The organism is Gilliamella sp. Nev6-6 (assembly GCF_001690605.1).
Lineage (GTDB): Bacteria > Pseudomonadota > Gammaproteobacteria > Enterobacterales > Orbaceae > Gilliamella > Gilliamella apicola_C.
On sequence record NZ_LZHP01000091.1, the window covers coordinates 92,753 to 111,378 of the forward strand.

Below are 18,626 nucleotides of genomic sequence, written 5' to 3' on the forward strand. Positions count from 1 at the left end.
AGTGTATATAAAAAATAAAAAATTAACAATCAAATCAACTAGCAATATTTAAATAAATAGGGATAGCTTATGAATATTATTCATGATATTGCAAAAATTAATTTTGTTAGCACCTAATTTTGCCTGTAATGTACTTAGTTAATTGACTTTATTGATTTTGTTTACAAGTTGATGCAAAATGATTCAGAAAATGACAAATCAGTTACATTGGAGGCAACAACCATGGCAAAACTGTCAGGTGCAGAAATGGTTATTCAATCTTTGATTGACCAAGGCGTAAAGCAGATTTTTGGTTATCCCGGTGGTAGTGTTCTTGATATTTATGATGCAATTCACACGTTAGGTGGCATTGAACATATTTTAGTTCGTCATGAACAAGCAGCGGTACATATGGCTGACGGTTATGCTAGAGCAACAGGCGATGTCGGCGTTGTTTTAGTTACCTCAGGCCCTGGAGCAACCAATACAATTACTGGTATTGCAACCGCTTATATGGACTCTGTGCCATTAGTTATATTGTCTGGCCAAGTCGCCAGTAATCTAATTGGTAATGATGCATTCCAAGAATGTGATATGATCGGCATTTCACGCCCCATTGTTAAACATAGTTTTTTAATTCAAGACAGTAAAGATATTCCAGAAACTATCAAAAAAGCGTTTTATATCGCTTCGACTGGACGACCAGGTCCAGTGGTGATTGATTTGCCAAAAGATATTGTTAATCCAGCTAATAAATATCATTATCACTACCCAAAATCTGTCTTAATGCGATCTTATAATCCAACTATTCAAGGACATAAAAAGCAGATCAAAAAAGCATTAACGACGCTATTAGCTGCAAAAAAACCAGTGTTGTTTATTGGTGGTGGTGTAATTGCTGCCGACGCAAGTAGCGAAATTAAAACACTCGCAGTAAAACTCAATCTACCAGTTGCTTCAACGTTGATGGGCATTAGCGCCTTTCCGGGGACCGACAAACATTACCTTGGCATGATTGGTATGCATGGCGTCTATGAAGCCAATATGGCTATGCATAATGCTGATGTGATTTTTGCAATTGGTGCTCGTTTTGATGATCGAACTACCAACAATGTTGAAAAATATTGCCCAAAAGCCAAGATTATTCATATTGATATTGATCCTACTTCTATTTCTAAAACTATTTTGGCTTCGATCCCTGTGGTGGGTGATGCAAAAGTTGTTCTTGAAACGATGTTGTCAATGTTAGATGAATTAAATACTGCACGTGATCTTGATGCTTTGATTGATTGGTGGAAGCAGATCGAACACTGGCGCGCTCGTCACTGTCTAGCTTATAGTCATGAAGGGCAAAGCATCAAACCACAAGAAGCAATTGAAGTATTATATAAATTGACCAAAGGGGATGCCTTTGTGGCAACCGATGTAGGGCAACACCAAATGTTCACGGCGCTTTATTACCCGTTTGATAAACCACGCCATTTTATTACCTCAGGTGGACTTGGCACGATGGGATTTGGTTTGCCAGCAGCGCTTGGTGTTAAGTTAGCATTTCCTAAAAAAACCGTTGTTTGTGTGACAGGTGACGGTAGTATTCAAATGAATATACAGGAGCTTTCAACGGCTTTGCAATATGGTTTGCCTGTACTAGTTTTAAATTTAAATAACCGTTTTTTAGGCATGGTTAAGCAGTGGCAAGATATGATTTATGCTGGACGACATTCGAGTTCTTATATGGAGTCCCTTCCTGATTTTGCTAAAATTGCAGAAGCTTATGGCCATGTAGGTATAGTAATAACTAAGCGTGAAGATCTTGAGCCTAAACTTAAACAAGCACTGGAAATTAAAAACCGTTTGGTTTTTGTTGATGTCATGACTGATGCTACTGAACATGTTTACCCAATGCAAGTGCGAGGTGGCGCAATGAACGAAATGTGGCTTAGTAAAACGGAGAGAACCTAATGCGTTATATATTATCAATTTTAACTGAAAACGAACCGGGCGCATTGTCACGAATTATTGGCTTGTTTTCACAGCGGGGTTTTAATATTGAAACAATAACTACCGCACAAACTGAAGACCCAACTATGCATCGTATGACAATCCAAACCACAGGCGATGAGCATGTGCTTGAACAGATCCAAAAACAGTTGCATAAATTGGTTAATGTTTATCGCGTGCATGATTTAACCGAAGGACCACATGTCGAGCGAGAAATCATGCTAGTCAAAGTTGCCGCAAAAGGTGCTGATGCGCGTGACGAAGTAAAACGTTGTGCCGATATTTTTAGGGGATCGATCGTGGATGTCACCGCAACGCATTATATTGTGCAATTATCGGGCACCAGTGAAAAGCTAGACTCATTTTTAGCTTCAATTCGCGAAACATGTAATATTGTTGAAATGGTTCGATCAGGGATCATTGGTTTATCGCGTAGTGAAAGAACAGTCAAATAACTGTATTTTTAGTTAACATATTTAATTAAGGCGCGTTGTGTGCCTTAGTTTAAGCAAAAGAAAGTTTGAAATCGTTCATATAAAAATAATAGGTGTTGTTTATCTAGAATCGATAAACCAGAAAATGCTTTATTTCATTGATATATTAAACAATATTCGTAATTTTCCTCCTCGCCAAAGTATTAGACAATACTCGACGTTACAAATATATTATTTAGGTAATACTGCTTTTCATATTACTTTGGCGATATTGAGCTATTAGCTGAGTGTCGATAAACTTGATCATAATAGATTTAAATATATTCAAGGCGATAATTTTTGCTGTTGCAGCTTTACCAGAATTGATTTACCCCGTCCCTTTATCAAGCGTAATTTATCAATACTTAAGTGGTTAATGATTTCAGCTAACCAAAGATAGGTATTGACAAAGCCTTGTCAACCATCTGTTATTTGAACACTGTACTGGCTTTTTTGAACTTGATGTTTTCCTCTGATTTTTATTTATATTATTGAGATGACTTTTACTTATTTTTTCGATGATAATTTATGTCTATTTTTCGCCATAATTTTTCCAATCACTATAAACAATGTCAGCGTTTTTCCTGCAAATTGCTCAAAATTCATAAAATAAGTTGATAATGCAAATGATAATAGTTATCATTACTATTAATTTTTAGATTTGGTAAAACAATAAACGATAGGAAAAATAATGAAATTCGTTAATCAATTAACCATATTTGGCTTATTGAGTACAGCATCGGTTATTGTTTGTGCTCAGGAAAATATTAAAGATGATACTAATATCGAGACCATGAAAGTTATCGCTAATGTTAAAGATAATAATGATCAGCGGATAAAAAAATCATCAACAGCGACAAAAATGCCTTTTGATATCAAAGATGTTCCGCAAACGATCAATTCAGTGAATCTTGAGCAACAGAAAATTTATGGGCAAAATGATTTAAATGTAATAGTAAATAAATTACCAGGGGTTGATACAACATATGATATGCGTGATGAGGGGGTAAAAATTCGCGGTTTTTCGGCAAGCTCTGGTGATATTTATCGTGATGGCGTTCGTGCTAGTGGGCAGGTTAGGCAAAGTACTGCAAATATAGAACGAATAGAAGTATTGAAAGGTCCTGCATCTGTGCTTTATGGACGAGGTTCGGGTGGTGGAATAATTAATATGATTAGTAAACAAGCTAATTTTGATTCACCAACAACCTTAAGCTTACGTGGAGGTTCATGGGATAAATATGGCGGTATGATTGATATTAATCATATTTTGCATGATAAACTGGCGATGCGAATGACCATTGATCATCAATCAGATAAAAGTTTTCGTAAAGGGATTAAGCAAAGAGATACAATGGTGTCGCCAAGTCTACTTTATGATAATTTAGAGGGATTTAATTGGTTAGTTCAATACACGCATGATCATTTGTGGCGTAAACCTGATCGGGCGCCAGCTTATTATGATTTACCCAAAGGCGTATCAACTAAAACGTCTTATGCTCATCCAGATGATTATGTGAAAGATAATTTTAGTTCATTACGTTCGGTTATTGGATTTGAATTTAATCATGATTGGTTAATTAAATTAACGAATTTATACCGCCAAGCAGCTCAAAACTTCGATCACATTTATGCAGGTAGTTATTGCCATTTGGATGGAAAATTGAACAACGGTAAAGCTTGTGTTCATCCAGGGATGTTGCAATTTCGCCGCGCTTGGCAAGAGACAGCCAATAAAACCTATAGCAATGCTGTCGATTTAATGGGAAAATTTAATACGGTCAGTATTGTTCATGATATGCTTATTGGTGTTGAATATAATATTGAAAAACGTCAGCCAAGATTAGCCCTAACAAGCGCTTATCCTGAGGCCGTTGATCCTTTTCATCCTCATTGGCATTCCAAAAAGCCTCATTACAATAAATTAAATACCAAAACTAACCATAAAGCAACATCGACAGGCTTTTATTGGCAAGATTTAATCAGTTTTACAACACAGTGGAAGTTACTCGCTGGATTACGTTATGACGATTATAAATTTGCATCAGACGATAAATTAAAACACCAAAATCGTTCATATGATGGACACACGTTAAGTCCTCGAGTTGGTTTAATTTGGCAACCTATAGAATCACAGAGTTTTTATGCTTCTTATAGTAAAAATTTTGCACCTTATGGCGGGCGTGGGCTTATTACTATATCTACTGACTCAAAAACAGTTTATGATGATAAACCCCAATATTCACGCCAGTATGAAGTTGGTGTCAAAAGTGATTGGTTAGATGATAAGCTTTCTTCTCAAATAGCCCTTTATGATCTTGAATTATACAACGTCCGTTATCAACCTGATGCTATTAACGATCCTTATAATTGGGCGGTTAAAGGTAGTGATCGTAGCCGAGGTATTGAGTTAAGCGTTATTGGTCAGTTGGCATCAAAATGGTATATAAATAGTGGTATTGGTTATCAACAAGCCAAAGTTCACAAAGATAAAAAAACACCAGCCAATCAAGGAAAATATTTGCCTAATACTGCTAAAAATAGTGGTTATTTAAGCATTCGTTATTTACCTTACGATAATTGGTTTACAGAATTGGAAGTCAATTATAAAGGAGCTATGTATAACGATGATAAAAATCAATTTAAACGTGCTGGTTATAGTGTATGGAATGCTGCGGTTGGTTATCAATTGCCATCCTTTGAGGTAACGTTGGCATTGACTAATTTGTTAGGTAAAGCATATTGGCGCTCAAGTAGTATGCCAGGCACTCCGAGAGCTTTCTTGCTGACTGCAAGTTATAAACTATAAAGTGATATAAAAAAACAAATACTGAATTATTTGAGGATTAAAATTGGTAAATAATTATAAGTAATATAATTCAGTATGTTGTTAATAAATTTAGGGCATTTAGACAAAAAATAAGTTAATTGGCATTTTTCTATACAGCACAAAAGCAAATAGTTTAATGTCGAATGTAGATGCTAATAATTTAGCAATTGAATTATTGTCTAAAAATTTCAAGTGAATAAAACATGAATTGAATAAAAATGTTTAAAAATTTTATTTTTTTCAATAAGATAAATTCCTTAATAGACTGTGTTATTCAAACAAAGGGTTTTTGCGAACATTAAAATGGTTAAAAATTGCTGATGAATGTATAAAATGCCACTAAAAAGAATAACTCGATTAATATAGGTATAATAAATTCTCAATGTATTAATAAAAAGTTGTTCCTTTAAAAAATAAATTTTGCTAACGCGCTTAAAGAAACAGTTAAAATTAATTATTCAATTGTGAGACAAAGTAGATTCTGTTATACTAATTTCCCGTCTGATTCATCGTATATTGCTTTGGTTTTTAAGGTTTAAAATCAGTGCGATATTATTCTATTAAATTAATAATGGTCTGGTATTAATGGTCACGAATTATATTTTTGTTACAGGCGGTGTCGTTTCTTCACTTGGTAAAGGCATTGCCGCAGCATCATTAGCTGCAATTTTAGAAGCCCGCAATTTAAAAGTCACCATGCTCAAACTTGATCCCTATATTAATGTCGATCCAGGCACAATGAGTCCTATTCAGCATGGTGAAGTATTTGTGACTGAAGACGGTGCCGAAACTGATCTTGATTTAGGGCATTATGAGCGCTTTATTCGCACTAAAATGACGCGAAAAAATAACTTCACGACTGGACGCATTTATTCTGATGTGTTACGTAAAGAGCGTCGCGGTGATTATTTAGGTGCGACGGTGCAAGTCATTCCACATATCACTAATGCAATTAAGTCACGAGTGATTGATGGCGCAAAAGGATTTGACGTTGCGATTGTCGAAATTGGCGGTACGGTAGGTGACATTGAATCACTGCCATTTTTAGAGGCGATCCGTCAATTAGCGGTTGATGTTGGTCGTGAGCATACCCTATTTATGCACCTAACGTTAGTGCCATATTTAGCTTCAGCAGGTGAAGTGAAAACTAAACCAACACAGCATTCAGTAAAAGAATTATTGTCAATTGGTATTCAACCCGATGTATTAATTTGTCGTTCCGATCGTATTATCCCTGCTCACGAACGCGCTAAAATAGCGTTATTTTGTAATGTGCCTGAGCGCGCTGTTATTTCGCTTAAAGATGTCGATTCTATCTATAAAATTCCGGCATTATTAAAATCGCAAAACTTGGATACCTTTGTTTGCAAACGATTTAATCTTGAATGTAAAGAAGCCGATCTTTCTGAGTGGGAGCAAGTCATTTATGAAGAAGCCAACCCTGTTGGTGAAGTCACTATTGGTATGGTGGGTAAATATATTGCTTTGCCAGATGCCTATAAATCTTTAAATGAAGCTTTAAAACATGGGGGATTAAAAAACCGTTTAACCGTTCATATCCGTTATATTGACTCAGAAGATCTTGAATCTCGAGGTGCAGAATTACTTCAAGGGTTAGATGCGATTTTAATCCCTGGAGGATTTGGTTATCGTGGTGTCGAAGGCAAAATTATGGCTGCTCGCTATGCGCGTGAAAACAAAATTCCATATTTAGGTATTTGCCTTGGCTTACAAGTGGCTATGATTGAGTATGCACGTAATGTTGCTGGTATTAAAGATGCTAACTCAACTGAGTTTGTTAAAGATTGTTCAAACCCAGTCATTGCTTTAATCACGGAATGGAGCGATAAATCAGGTAACGTTGTTCAACGCAGTGAAGATAGTGATTTAGGTGGTACGATGCGATTAGGCTCACAAATTTGTCATTTAGAACCAAATTCATTAGTATTTGATATGTATAAGAAAGAGTCAATTACTGAGCGCCACCGCCATCGTTACGAAGTGAACAATAATTTATTACCAGAAGTGGTTAAGGCAGGGTTAAAAGTCACTGGTCTTTCAACAGATAGGAAGTTGGTTGAAATCATTGAAATTCCAGATCATCCATGGTTTGTTGCTTGTCAGTTCCACCCTGAATTTACTTCAACACCACGAGATGGGCACCCACTGTTTAGTAGTTTTATAAAAGCTGCCAAAGCATATCAAGAGCAGCAACAAAAATAGTTTTGAATTAATATATATCAATATCTGTCATATAGAGGAAAATAACATGGCAAAAATCGTTAAAGTACATGGTCGTGAAGTCATCGACTCTCGTGGTAACCCAACTGTTGAAGCTGAAGTTCATTTGGAGGGCGGTTTTGTTGGTCTGGCAATTGTTCCATCAGGTGCATCAACAGGTTCTCGTGAAGCGCTAGAACTTCGCGATGGTGACAAATCTCGTTTCTTAGGAAAAGGCGTATTAAAAGCAGTTGAAAACGTAAATGGTCCAATTGCTAAAGCCGTTGTTGGTAAAGATGCGTTAGATCAAGCAGTAATCGACCAAATCATGCTTGACTTAGATGGCACCGATTTTAAATCTAACTTAGGTGCTAACTCAATTCTTGCTGTATCTTTAGCAACAGCTAAAGCAGCAGCAGCAGCTAAAGGTGTTCCACTTTATCAACACATTGCGGATCTTAATGGCACTCCAGGTCAATACTCAATGCCATTACCTATGATGAACATCATCAATGGCGGTGAGCACGCAGATAACAATATCGACCTTCAAGAATTCATGATTCAACCAGTTGGTGCTAAAACAGTACGTGAAGCAATCCGTATGGGTTCTGAAGTATTCCACAACTTAGCTAAAGTGCTTCACGCTAAAGGCATGAATACTGCTGTTGGTGACGAAGGTGGTTTTGCGCCTAACTTAGGTTCAAATGCTGAAGCTTTAGCTTGCATTAAAGAAGCAGTAGAAAAAGCTGGTTACGTATTAGGTAAAGATATTACTTTAGCGATGGACTGTGCAGCTTCTGAATTCTACAACAAAGAAACTGGTAAATACGTATTAAAAGGTGAAGGAAATAAAGAGTTCACATCTCAAGAATTCACTCACTACTTAGAAAGCTTAACTGAACAATATCCAATCGTATCAATTGAAGATGGTTTAGACGAAAGCGATTGGGATGGTTGGGCATACCAAACTAAAGCATTAGGTCACAAAATCCAATTAGTTGGTGACGATCTATTTGTTACTAACACTAAAATCTTCAAACAAGGTATTGAAAAAGGTATCGCTAACTCAATCTTAGTTAAAGTTAACCAAATCGGTACATTAACTGAATCTATCGCGGCAGTTAAGATGGCTAAAGATGCTGGTTATACTGCGGTTATTTCTCACCGTAGTGGTGAAACCGAAGATTCAACAATTGCTGATTTAGCTGTTGGTTTAGCTGCTGGTCAAATCAAAACTGGTTCAATGAGCCGTTCTGATCGTGTTGCTAAATACAACCAATTAATCCGTATTGAAGAAGCTTTAGGTTCAAAAGCACCATTTAACGGTTTAAAAGAAGTTAAGGGTCAATAATTAGTTTTTGATAAACTAAATTATCACTTATAAAAACGGTGACTAGTTCACCGTTTTTTATTTTCATATAATTTAATCCTGCTTAATGTAGGAATAGTTGCACCAACTAAGGTTGTGTTGTACTCTTACCGTTTGATTGTTTATGGCTTTTGAAAAATCAATATGTATTGATCAATGGCCTCCTAATAATTGATAAAATAACTAACTCGATTTAAAGCTCTACTTATGAATAATATTACGAATATGTCTCAGCCAAAAAGTAAATGGCAACTCTTTAACTGGCTTTATACTGGTAAACTACCGCTAAATGAATTATGGCTTAGCTCGACCTATCGTTATAAGTTTTTTTTAAGAACCTTGTTTTTAAGCCCAATAACGCTAAAATGGCTTGATAAATTAAGGCAGTACCCGCTACTTGGCTATTACTTTTCATGTCAAACAAATTTACCGTGTAAATTACAACGACCTTATTTAGCATCTTGCCTAAGTCAAAAAGCGCGGTATGATGCCTTAGTCTATCATTATGATTTTTTAGCAAAACAGCCTGATAGCTTGACTAAAGCATTTTACAACCCACAATCACCTTTTATACTGGCAGATATGTCGGTTAAAAATGAAACCAATATCCAAATTGCGGTTCAAGCTCGTAACAAATTTGCGAGGGAAGGTGAAATTAGCCTTTATTTTTATGATAGTGATGGAATTGATTTAGCAACATTAACATTTTCCATTATTGAATATCAAAACAAGCCCACTCTTTTCATTGCAGGATTACAAGGTACTGGCTACCCTGATGCACGCACGCGTGTACAAAAAGCAACTAAAGCATGTTATGGGTTATTTCCTAAGCGCGTTGTCGTCGAAGCGGCATTAATTGTTGCACGTTATTATCACTTAACACAAATTATTGCTGTAGGGAACAAAACTCACATATACAACAATTGGCGCTATAATAGTCGTCAGGAACGTATTTTGTCTGATTATGATGAATTTTGGTTAACTATTGATGGCAAACAAAATGCTCAAGGTTTATTTTTACTACCCAACCAAATTCATCGAAAATCAATTGAAGAAATCGCCAGTAAAAAACGTTCAGAATACCGTAACCGTTATACGCTGTTAGATCAACTTCAAACCAAAATAGAAGAACAATTAACGTCATTAAAATAAATTTGTTATTTTAATGCACTTAATTACTTCTAAAACGAATACAAATAAATCGCTTGTATTAAATTTACACAAGCGATGTTAAAATCCAATAAACCCATTTTTTATAGTATAAATACAAAAATAAACTGTTAAGGAATATAAAATGTATTTTGGTATTCTTATTGCGCTAGCGCCTTTATGTATAGGCTATCTGATTAAATTAAATGAACCGAATTGGATTACCAAAATTAACCAAACCTTAAGCTGGATGGTTTATTTTATTCTGTTTATTATGGGTAGCGAGCTTGCCCGCTTAGATAATCTTACTGCTAACTTACAAATTATTCTATTTTATACTGGTATTATTTTTCTATGCACATTTGGTGGCAATTTTATCTTTTTGATATTGATTGAGCGGTGTTTTCCTTCGCAAGCTTCAAGTACAGTTCAAACTTATGAATCTCGCTTTAAAATGATCTTAGAGTCATTACGTGTTTGCATTGCGCTAGCTCTTGGTTTTGTTGTGGGGTTATTGCCACTTTTTATTTGGCAATATAGCGAAGATATTACCAAGGTTGTACTCGTTTTTTTATTGCTATTAATTGGAATTCAGCTACGTAGCAATAATATTTCACTAAAACAAATTTTGCTCAATAAAGTGGGGATCGTGACAACGGTTATAGTTGTCATTAGTGCATTTTTAGGTGGTATTATTGCTGCATTAATATTAGACCAGCCAATACATGTTGGGTTAGCAATGTCATCAGGATTTGGCTGGTATTCGTTATCGGGCATCTTAATGACTGAAGCTCATGGACCAATTATTGGTAGTACCACTTTTCTAAACGACATTTTGCGTGAACTATCTGCTATCATATTAATTCCAACTTTAATAAAACGCTATAAATTTACCGTACTTGGTTTATGTGGCGCCACCTCAATGGATTTCACATTACCAATGTTGCAAAAAGGAGCAGGGGTAACCATAGTGCCTCCAGCAATTGTTCAAGGCTTTTTATTAACATTGATTATGCCAATATTTATGACGCTATTTAATTATGGAATTTCTTAAAAAAATCAAATGTAATAAACAATATTAACCAACTGTTTTTATAAAAGATAGTTTAAAATATTCTCAATAGACCAAGGATCTGTGGCCTCTATCTATTTTGTGTAGGAGTGAACCTTTCAATTGCTTAAAATAGTATAATTTTAATACTGCTTTTCAAATAAAATTTGAAGCAAAATAGAGTGAAGAGACAAAATGATAACGATTAATACATTAACGCAAAATAAAAAACTATCCGATCCTGAAGAGATAATAGAATTTTTTGATAAGATTTGTGAATGCGTACCTTGTGAATCAGAACTACACATAAAACTGGAACGAAATGCTTTTTATGCCTTTGTTGTCATTAATACTATTTGCCACTGGCAAAGTGATGGTTGGTGTAATCTTTTATGGAATTTTTCTATAGCAAAATATATTGTGCCAGCAATGCAAGCTGTCAATTTATCAGCAATTGCGGAAGCTATTGAACAGGTCGAACAGACCTATCCTATTTCCTATACAGAATGTAAAGACCAAGCAGAATTATTGGGGTTAGCTAATTTTATTGAAAACCCTCGACGAAAGCGCAAATATATATATTCTGAAAGACTATTAGCTATTTCACAAGAACAACGCCAAATTTATTCACAAAATTTTAATACTAAACTGAAAATATTAGATGATTTAGTCACACCTTTATGGGATTATCAAGCGCCAGAACAAGAAATTTGGCAACCTGTCATTGATTTTATAAATCAACATAACACCCATTAAATCTTAAAACATGCAGTGTAATTTTTTTATGAATTTTTTAGGTCATGATAAAGTATTTGTCTAGTGATATTGCTTGTAATAGGAAAAATACAATATTAATTTAGGCTGTTGATGATGAATAAAGAGTGGAAACCATTATTTCAAATACAATTGATTCATGTCATTAATAAATTACGAATTCATGGGCTTCATATTGGTGCGCCTGATTCAGTTATTTATGAAATAATGGGAGAGCCAGAGTTGCCTACCACAAAACTAAATAAAAAATCAAAAATATATTGTCATATATATGGTAATGTTACTATTTATTCAGAAAATAACATTGTGATAGCGATAGATATTGATTTGCATGGTGTTAGAAAAAAAATAGTCGATTTTGGCGAAGTAGCTAACTGGAAACTTAATGATTGGCTGGCATTATCTAAACAAAAAGGCTGGCATGTTAATAACATATATGATGTGATACAGCTTGAAGGAAATGGCATCGTTATCGGTTTATCTCAAGAAGGTAAAGTAGGCGTGGTATCAATTAGATAATACGTATCAATCAAAATATATCATTTGATAAAGGCATGACTGCCACGGAAATTAAACATGCAGAAGAATATTATCAAATTACTTTTTCATCTGAATTAAAAGCATTTTTAATGGAAATATTGCCCACTTCGCCCGGTTTTTATTATTGGAATGATTATACGCTTGAAAAGCAAAACTACATTCGACAAGCCTTACATGCTCCTATCCATGCGCTTTTATTTGATATTTAATATAATCATTTATGGTTACCAAATTATTGGGGAACCGAGACAGAGAAACGAGAAGATAAATTAACAAGAGCGACACAACAATTGCAGAAAATACCTAAATTGATTCCTAGCTATTTACATCGCTATATTCCCCAATTATCAACGCAACAATTAGCCCCAGTTTTATCAGTGTAGCAAATTGATATTATTTATTATGGCACAAATCTTTAGAACTATTTTGATTTTCAATTTGGTAAAATAAATTGCTCAGATATTGATATTTTCAAATATAGCATCAGCACCTTTTTGATTAGAATTCATTGAATAACATTGCGTATATTTTTATGTGCGCATTTTTATTAAGCACATAGTTAAATTAAACACATAACATTAAGCATGTTATCACAAAAAATAAAGCTGTTGCTGTAGCCAATTTATTTATAGGAAAATTAAGATATGAATATTAGTTTAGTTATTAACGAGAAACCTCCTGAATTGGATGAATTTTTAGATCAGGATGAAATGGAGCTATCCTCTTTTGAATTTGCTCTTGTTGAGTTATCTCAATATATTAATGGATTGATACATATCACATTTAAAAATGGGTTAAACGTTACTTTAGATCTGTTTTCTGATTTTTTGATCTGTTTAGATGACATTATTAACTCAATAAATGCGGCCAAATTATCACACACTAAAAAAGAAACAATATGGTTTTGTGAACAAGGATCTGATTTTTATTTATACTATGAAGTGAAAGATGAAACGATCCTTTTATCATATAAACAAGGTAAATCTACTGGAATGCCGAATAAATTACTACATGATTTTTCTATAGAAGTTGATTCATTAGCATATATTAGAAATTGGGAAAACATTTTTCAGGCGTTAATAATCGTTTTTGAAGAAAAACTTCAAAAGAAAATAGCTATCCCTTTTTGAACATGAATAAATATAAACGTATTTTCTTTTCTATAAAAAGTTTAAATACAAAAATTGAATCGATAACACAATAAATAATTGAATAAAAATTTGGGAGCCAGATATGGTTAAAACAATACATATTGACGTTGATTTTAATGGGATAATTATTTTTGATTATCCAGGAATACTGACTCTTTTTGGCGGGAAAATAGAGAATGGAAAAAACATTCTTCAAGAATTTACAACCACAGATAAAGGTGATTTTGTGCTTGATGAAGGTATTGCCTTACCTATCATGGGGATTGATGATGGTGGCTATATCGTTCGATTGTTTTTAAATGAAATGCCCAGTAATGATGATAGGCGTGTAATATTCAGTGATAAATATTTTTATCTTAATATCACTGGCGATTTATATATTGCCGATATGGCAACTTTTTGGGAATGGGAAGAATATACTGGTTGGAATAAGGCTAATATTCCCAAAGGCACCTATAAAGTCAACTTAGAAGGCGTTCATTTAGAAAAAGACGGCGATATTCAATATTGTTATGATTTAATTTTAGAAAAAATAAATAAGCTTGGTATAAGAAAAATTGAACCGCGCTCAGATGCTAGACTAAGCAAGTGATTGATGATAGGGTAATTACTGCGCTAAAACAAGATGTAAGTATATTAATAATATTATTATTTACGATAAGATAAAAATAAAATTTATAAAAATTAATTAGATACTAATCCATATGTTAAATAGGGGTAACAATATAGACAGCTTAAGTGTTGATGTTAAAATTGACTGGAAGCCTATACAACAAGGTGGAAAAAAGGCAATTCCAATAAATATAAAATATTATGTAATTACTCAGCCAATGAAAGGTAAAAGTGGTGATATGTCATCTTGGTCATTAGTGTTAAATGTGCAACGTTGCGAACTATTAGAACCCGACCAAAGAGTTGGCTTTGGAAAAGCCTATTTTTTAGTAGAGGATGCACCAAGTTTTTTACTCGAAAAAGGATTTACAATGAATATTTATGAAGGTTATAAGCTAGTTGGCAAGGTTGAAGTGCTTCAACTTCTTCAACTTCTTCAACTTCTTCAGCTTTTAAACAATAATCGACAATATTATTATAAACGCTAAAATATTTAAGATGTTATCTGTATGGCAATGGTTAATAGCGGTCTTTAAATATTCGACTGCTGCCTTTTAATTAAAAATAGAGGGGATATGAATACAAAAGAAATACAAACAAAATACGGTATTATTTATACACGAAATGCATTAATTTTATCTGAGGTTAAATTAGAATGTTATCCATTTACCTTGGTTGTTGATACGTCATTGTCATTGGCAGGTTGCAAACCAGAGATTTTAAATGTTCCTGAAGTTAAAGTGACATTTATGTTTAATGATATTGACCGTTTGTCTATTTATGAAATAGATGAGTATCCCTACGAAAAATATTCAAAATCTAGTTTTGATTTAGTCGATGAAGTTCATAAAGCAGGTAAACAACGCATAATACTTAGCACTTATGATCATATTTTTGATGTAATTGGTAGGTATGAAATCAAATATTATTAATCTATAACATAAAACCGATTATTTACCTAAATCACCTTACTAAACATGGCAAAGCGCTGAAAATACAAGTATTCAGCATAACTAATCTAGGTTTATTGTTAAAAAAATAACAAAAATAGACTAAAAAAAGGTTACATAGAATAAAAAATAATCTTATCTTAGCTAAAAAATACCTTTATTTTTCGGTTTTTTAATACTTTCTAAAGGAATTTAGGTAAATATCATGGAGCTTGCTGTTAGTCGTATTGCTTTAATCATCAATCGCTTTATTCAATATCCCTTTTTTGTCTTTTATAAGTTAAACGGGTTTTTAGCTTTGTTGGTTTTATTGCGCAATGCAAGGAGCAGATTATGCTAGCTATGCCACTGTCTCAATGGCGCACGATTACCGCTACCTCTGCCATGCCTTTGTATGCCGTACTTTCTAACGTCAGTGATGCGCAAGCGGTTAAAAACTACTATATCACTGATGGCTCACAAACGCCCTATGGTCTTTATAGTGGTACTCCTTACGAGCACTGGTTTTCTGTTATGCCTATGCTAGTGAGACTTGATGAGCATAGCCCCTTTTTAGATTGGATTAATAACACTGAGCACAAAGACTGGGGCTGGCTGGCACGCTCTCATTTACCCTTTGCAGACATCTGCGCCCATTTACGGAGCTTAACCCAGGCCATTATGCCCGATGGTGAAACGGTATTTTTTCGCTACTGGGATGGCGAATATTTGTCAATCATGCTTGATTATTTTACTGATAGCTGGCAAGACGTGCTGCCTGCTTTTGCTTTTTACTGGATTAATCATCAATCACATGTAGTGCATGTACCCGTTGAGCAAGCGGTGCAAACTTCGCCTTGGTGGCAGGTGCCAGAATCATTAATAAAAAAATTGGTAACCGATAAAGAGGATCTGCTATTAGAGAATATCTTACAAACGTTACAAGAAAGTTATCCGAAAATATATTGGGCCTATCGACATGATATTTTAGAGAGAAAAGTTAAACGTTTATTACAATGTAATCAGGGTAAAAGTGACGTTTGGAATTTCATTTTACAACAACTTCAATCATAGGATAACAAAATGACAGAGGACATCATTGCTCCCCCCTTATCAGAGCCTGTTATCACACCCGATGTACAAGCAGAAGCCAATAAAGTCATAAATGAGGTTATTACTGATTTTAAAAATTGCCTTAATGACTACAAATCACTAACCGATACTAGATTTATCGGACGCTTTTTTGATATGGATCAGCAAATTAAGGTGGGTGATATGGAAATTATTCAAAATGTCCAAAGTCGCGCACGAATGGATGGGGTGACCACCTGCCCATTAAGCGGCGAGCTGGTTATCATACATACGTTTCAAACCGCAGGTAAAACCATTCCAATCCCGAAAACCAAATACCGGGTATATGAGGTGGAATCAGGTTATATATGGGATAGTGATAATTACGTCAGCGAAGGTAAATTAGATGATAATGGTAAAGCTGTCTTAAAATTAAAGCCAAATCAAAAATATAAAATTATGTTTTATCCCAATCTTACAAAAAAAGATTTAGACAAGCTCTATGCTTCTTATGATGGTTTAATCAGTCAATGTGCAGATTGGTTAGAAAAAAACTGGAATAATCGGCAAAAGCAAGAATGGGAAGCTTATATTGCTAATGGTGCATCAATAGATTGGGTCGAGGCATGTAAAGAGTTTGCTGATGGTATCTGGACGACGTTAAAAGACATTTGGAATTTAGTGTGTAAATTATTTGATATATTTTGCCATCCTTTAGAAAATGCAAAAAAACTGAAACAACTTATCGGTGATGGCGCTGAAAAGTTAATTCAAATGTATGATGAACATAAAGATGAAATAGGCGATATGCTAATGATGCTTAAAGATGAAGCCATGCTATTTATCTTTTTTAATGCAACTTGGTGTCTTTTCAAATTGTTAACCCCCGAACAATTAGTTAACTTTAGTGCCAAAATTGTAGGGCAAGTATTAACCGAAGTGATTATTGCTATTATTTTACCGGGCGCAGTTCTAAAAAAAGGATTTGATATAGCAATGAACTTTGCTTGATAAGAAGGATTATAATAATGAAAAAAAAGGTAGCAAGCACATCAACTAAAGAGCTTATTGAAGCGCTAGAAGAGTTAACCGACATCGCTAAGCAAGCATGTAAAAAACATGTCAAAGATAACCATGAAATAATTCACAGTGGTGGCGTGGATGTTAATGCACACAAAACGGCAACAACCCATAGCAATGCAACGGGTGTAACTGAACATGGCAGCGTTGCTTCATCGGGGGGGAATCCACAGACAAAAATAGAAAATGCATCGTCACATATCACCGACACCCCAGAGGCCGGTAAAAATGCCAAAGGGCAGGCGGTTTCTTCTGATAAACAGACGCCTCATGATGGTGACCCCATATCGTTATTAACTGGCGAAGAGCTATTATCGGTTGAAGATGGTCACTTAACGGGTATCGTGCCTTTTATTTGGCAACGTTTTTATCGTACCAGTGCTGTTGAATTACAGCAAGGATTGGGCTATGGCTGGTCGCACTTTTTAAGTCAACATTTGGTATTTAACAACGATAGCATCACATGGTTAGACCATGAAAATCGCCAAGTTAGCTTTCCCTATCCAACCGAAAAATACACACAGAGATTAAATAGCTTATCAGAAGCCATGTTGTGCCAAGGTGAACAAGATAATGAGTTTATCATTGTTCAATCTAATCAACCTTTTTTAGTGTTTAAACGTGCAAAAGAGGGGACAACAGCTTGTTTGAAACGCATTATAGACAAGCATAACAATGCCATTAAGGTTATTTATAACGCCAATCGGCTACCTTCTGCCATTTTATCACCCGCAGAGCAACCGACGCGCAAGTTAGTCTTTATTTATGAAAATGAAATAGACGCAGCGACTAATGAAAATAACCCAAGCACCCCGAATACTAATATAAATTTAATCCAACAAGTTGAATTACACACCCGAGTCGCACAAGAATGGCAGCGTGTTTCGGTGCTAGCAAAGTACACTTATAACACGCTTTACCAACTTGTTGCGGTGACGAATGCCGCAAATGAGACCGAGCACTATACTTATGATGATAAGCATGTTATTCAATCACGGGTCATGGCGGGTGGGGCAACCTTTTATTGGGCATGGCAAAATGAAGGTAAGCAGGCACGCTGTTTACGGCAGTGGGCGAACTTTCCTCAATTGGATAGTCAGTATCAATGGAATGATGAAGAAAACAGTGTCACGATAATCCACCAAGATGGCAGTAAAAGTTATTATAAGCATAATACCCATGGTAAATTAATCCAAAAAATATCTGCGGCGGGTCATGTACAAAGCTACGAATATAATGATAAAGGGCAACTGACAGCTGAAATTGATGGCGAAGGTCATATTACCTATTATGATTATTCCCCCATCACTGGCGCGTTAGATACCATCACTTATCCCGATGGGCATAGTGTTCATTATGACTACTTGCATGGGGAAATTTATACCCTCACTCAGGGT

17 protein-coding genes are annotated in these 18,626 nt (G+C 34.9%); all 17 read left to right on the top strand.

Features of this window, described 5'->3' with window-relative positions:
* The first annotated feature begins 222 nt into the window (after positions 1 to 222).
* Entirely contained in the window at positions 223 to 1,941 is a 1,719-nt protein-coding gene (ilvI, locus tag A9G42_RS11750) for an acetolactate synthase 3 large subunit (RefSeq protein WP_065653516.1), read from the top strand.
* On the top strand, positions 1,941 to 2,435 hold the full coding sequence (gene ilvN, locus A9G42_RS11755; RefSeq protein WP_065566682.1) for an acetolactate synthase small subunit: 495 nt from the start codon (positions 1,941 to 1,943) through the stop codon (positions 2,433 to 2,435). Before ilvI ends, ilvN begins: the two co-directional genes overlap by 1 nt.
* 709 nt (positions 2,436 to 3,144) lie before the next feature.
* Entirely contained in the window at positions 3,145 to 5,262 is a 2,118-nt protein-coding gene (locus A9G42_RS11760; RefSeq protein WP_065653517.1) for a TonB-dependent receptor, read from the top strand.
* Between the two features lie 606 nt (positions 5,263 to 5,868).
* Positions 5,869 to 7,506 (top strand): glutamine hydrolyzing CTP synthase, encoded by a 1,638-nt coding sequence (gene pyrG / locus A9G42_RS11765; protein WP_065581988.1) that lies wholly within the window; start codon positions 5,869 to 5,871, stop codon positions 7,504 to 7,506.
* Positions 7,507 to 7,552: 46 nt separating this feature from the next.
* Positions 7,553 to 8,854, top strand: a complete 1,302-nt coding sequence (gene eno / locus A9G42_RS11770) for a phosphopyruvate hydratase (protein WP_065581989.1) — start codon at positions 7,553 to 7,555, stop codon at positions 8,852 to 8,854.
* 225 nt (positions 8,855 to 9,079) lie between these two features.
* A complete protein-coding gene (locus A9G42_RS11775; RefSeq protein ID WP_065581990.1) occupies positions 9,080 to 10,024 on the top strand; it encodes a VirK/YbjX family protein in 945 nt (314 codons plus the stop codon).
* Between the two features lie 142 nt (positions 10,025 to 10,166).
* Positions 10,167 to 11,075: a lysine exporter LysO family protein gene (locus A9G42_RS11780; protein ID WP_065581991.1), complete on the top strand. Its 909-nt coding sequence runs from the start codon at positions 10,167 to 10,169 to the stop codon at positions 11,073 to 11,075.
* A 192-nt stretch (positions 11,076 to 11,267) separates the two neighbouring features.
* Entirely contained in the window at positions 11,268 to 11,828 is a 561-nt protein-coding gene (locus tag A9G42_RS11785) for a hypothetical protein (protein ID WP_065581992.1), read from the top strand.
* Positions 11,829 to 11,942: 114 nt separating this feature from the next.
* On the top strand, positions 11,943 to 12,365 hold the full coding sequence (locus A9G42_RS11790) for a hypothetical protein (protein ID WP_081302138.1): 423 nt from the start codon (positions 11,943 to 11,945) through the stop codon (positions 12,363 to 12,365).
* A 35-nt stretch (positions 12,366 to 12,400) separates the two neighbouring features.
* A complete protein-coding gene (locus A9G42_RS11795; RefSeq protein ID WP_065581994.1) occupies positions 12,401 to 12,595 on the top strand; it encodes a hypothetical protein in 195 nt (64 codons plus the stop codon).
* 435 nt (positions 12,596 to 13,030) lie between these two features.
* Positions 13,031 to 13,516 (top strand): hypothetical protein, encoded by a 486-nt coding sequence (locus A9G42_RS11800; RefSeq protein ID WP_065581995.1) that lies wholly within the window; start codon positions 13,031 to 13,033, stop codon positions 13,514 to 13,516.
* A 103-nt stretch (positions 13,517 to 13,619) separates the two neighbouring features.
* On the top strand, positions 13,620 to 14,129 hold the full coding sequence (locus tag A9G42_RS11805) for a hypothetical protein (protein WP_065581996.1): 510 nt from the start codon (positions 13,620 to 13,622) through the stop codon (positions 14,127 to 14,129).
* A gap of 112 nt (positions 14,130 to 14,241) precedes the next feature.
* Complete coding sequence (locus A9G42_RS11810; RefSeq protein WP_065581997.1) at positions 14,242 to 14,637, top strand: hypothetical protein; 396 nt, start codon at positions 14,242 to 14,244, stop codon at positions 14,635 to 14,637.
* An 87-nt stretch (positions 14,638 to 14,724) separates the two neighbouring features.
* Entirely contained in the window at positions 14,725 to 15,081 is a 357-nt protein-coding gene (locus tag A9G42_RS11815; protein ID WP_065581998.1) for a hypothetical protein, read from the top strand.
* Positions 15,082 to 15,432: 351 nt separating this feature from the next.
* Positions 15,433 to 16,152 carry a DUF4123 domain-containing protein gene (locus tag A9G42_RS11820; RefSeq protein WP_065581999.1) on the top strand — a complete coding sequence of 240 codons (720 nt, stop codon included), beginning with the start codon at positions 15,433 to 15,435 and terminating at the stop codon, positions 16,150 to 16,152.
* A 9-nt stretch (positions 16,153 to 16,161) separates the two neighbouring features.
* Entirely contained in the window at positions 16,162 to 17,160 is a 999-nt protein-coding gene (locus tag A9G42_RS11825; RefSeq protein ID WP_065653073.1) for a hypothetical protein, read from the top strand.
* Between the two features lie 17 nt (positions 17,161 to 17,177).
* On the top strand, positions 17,178 to 18,626 hold a 1,449-nt coding region (locus tag A9G42_RS11830), incomplete at its 3' end, for a DUF6531 domain-containing protein (protein ID WP_143426160.1).

Coding starts and splice junctions, on each gene's coding strand:
- A9G42_RS11810 (WP_065581997.1), top strand. CDS start 14,242: ATGTTAAATAGGGGTAACAATATAGACAGCTTAAGTGTTGATGTTAAA.
- A9G42_RS11780 (WP_065581991.1), top strand. CDS start 10,167: ATGTATTTTGGTATTCTTATTGCGCTAGCGCCTTTATGTATAGGCTAT.
- A9G42_RS11785 (WP_065581992.1), top strand. CDS start 11,268: ATGATAACGATTAATACATTAACGCAAAATAAAAAACTATCCGATCCT.
- ilvN (WP_065566682.1), top strand. CDS start 1,941: ATGCGTTATATATTATCAATTTTAACTGAAAACGAACCGGGCGCATTG.
- A9G42_RS11775 (WP_065581990.1), top strand. CDS start 9,080: ATGAATAATATTACGAATATGTCTCAGCCAAAAAGTAAATGGCAACTC.
- A9G42_RS11790 (WP_081302138.1), top strand. CDS start 11,943: ATGAATAAAGAGTGGAAACCATTATTTCAAATACAATTGATTCATGTC.
- A9G42_RS11825 (WP_065653073.1), top strand. CDS start 16,162: ATGACAGAGGACATCATTGCTCCCCCCTTATCAGAGCCTGTTATCACA.
- eno (WP_065581989.1), top strand. CDS start 7,553: ATGGCAAAAATCGTTAAAGTACATGGTCGTGAAGTCATCGACTCTCGT.
- ilvI (WP_065653516.1), top strand. CDS start 223: ATGGCAAAACTGTCAGGTGCAGAAATGGTTATTCAATCTTTGATTGAC.
- A9G42_RS11760 (WP_065653517.1), top strand. CDS start 3,145: ATGAAATTCGTTAATCAATTAACCATATTTGGCTTATTGAGTACAGCA.
- pyrG (WP_065581988.1), top strand. CDS start 5,869: ATGGTCACGAATTATATTTTTGTTACAGGCGGTGTCGTTTCTTCACTT.
- A9G42_RS11795 (WP_065581994.1), top strand. CDS start 12,401: ATGACTGCCACGGAAATTAAACATGCAGAAGAATATTATCAAATTACT.
- A9G42_RS11805 (WP_065581996.1), top strand. CDS start 13,620: ATGGTTAAAACAATACATATTGACGTTGATTTTAATGGGATAATTATT.
- A9G42_RS11815 (WP_065581998.1), top strand. CDS start 14,725: ATGAATACAAAAGAAATACAAACAAAATACGGTATTATTTATACACGA.
- A9G42_RS11800 (WP_065581995.1), top strand. CDS start 13,031: ATGAATATTAGTTTAGTTATTAACGAGAAACCTCCTGAATTGGATGAA.
- A9G42_RS11820 (WP_065581999.1), top strand. CDS start 15,433: ATGCTAGCTATGCCACTGTCTCAATGGCGCACGATTACCGCTACCTCT.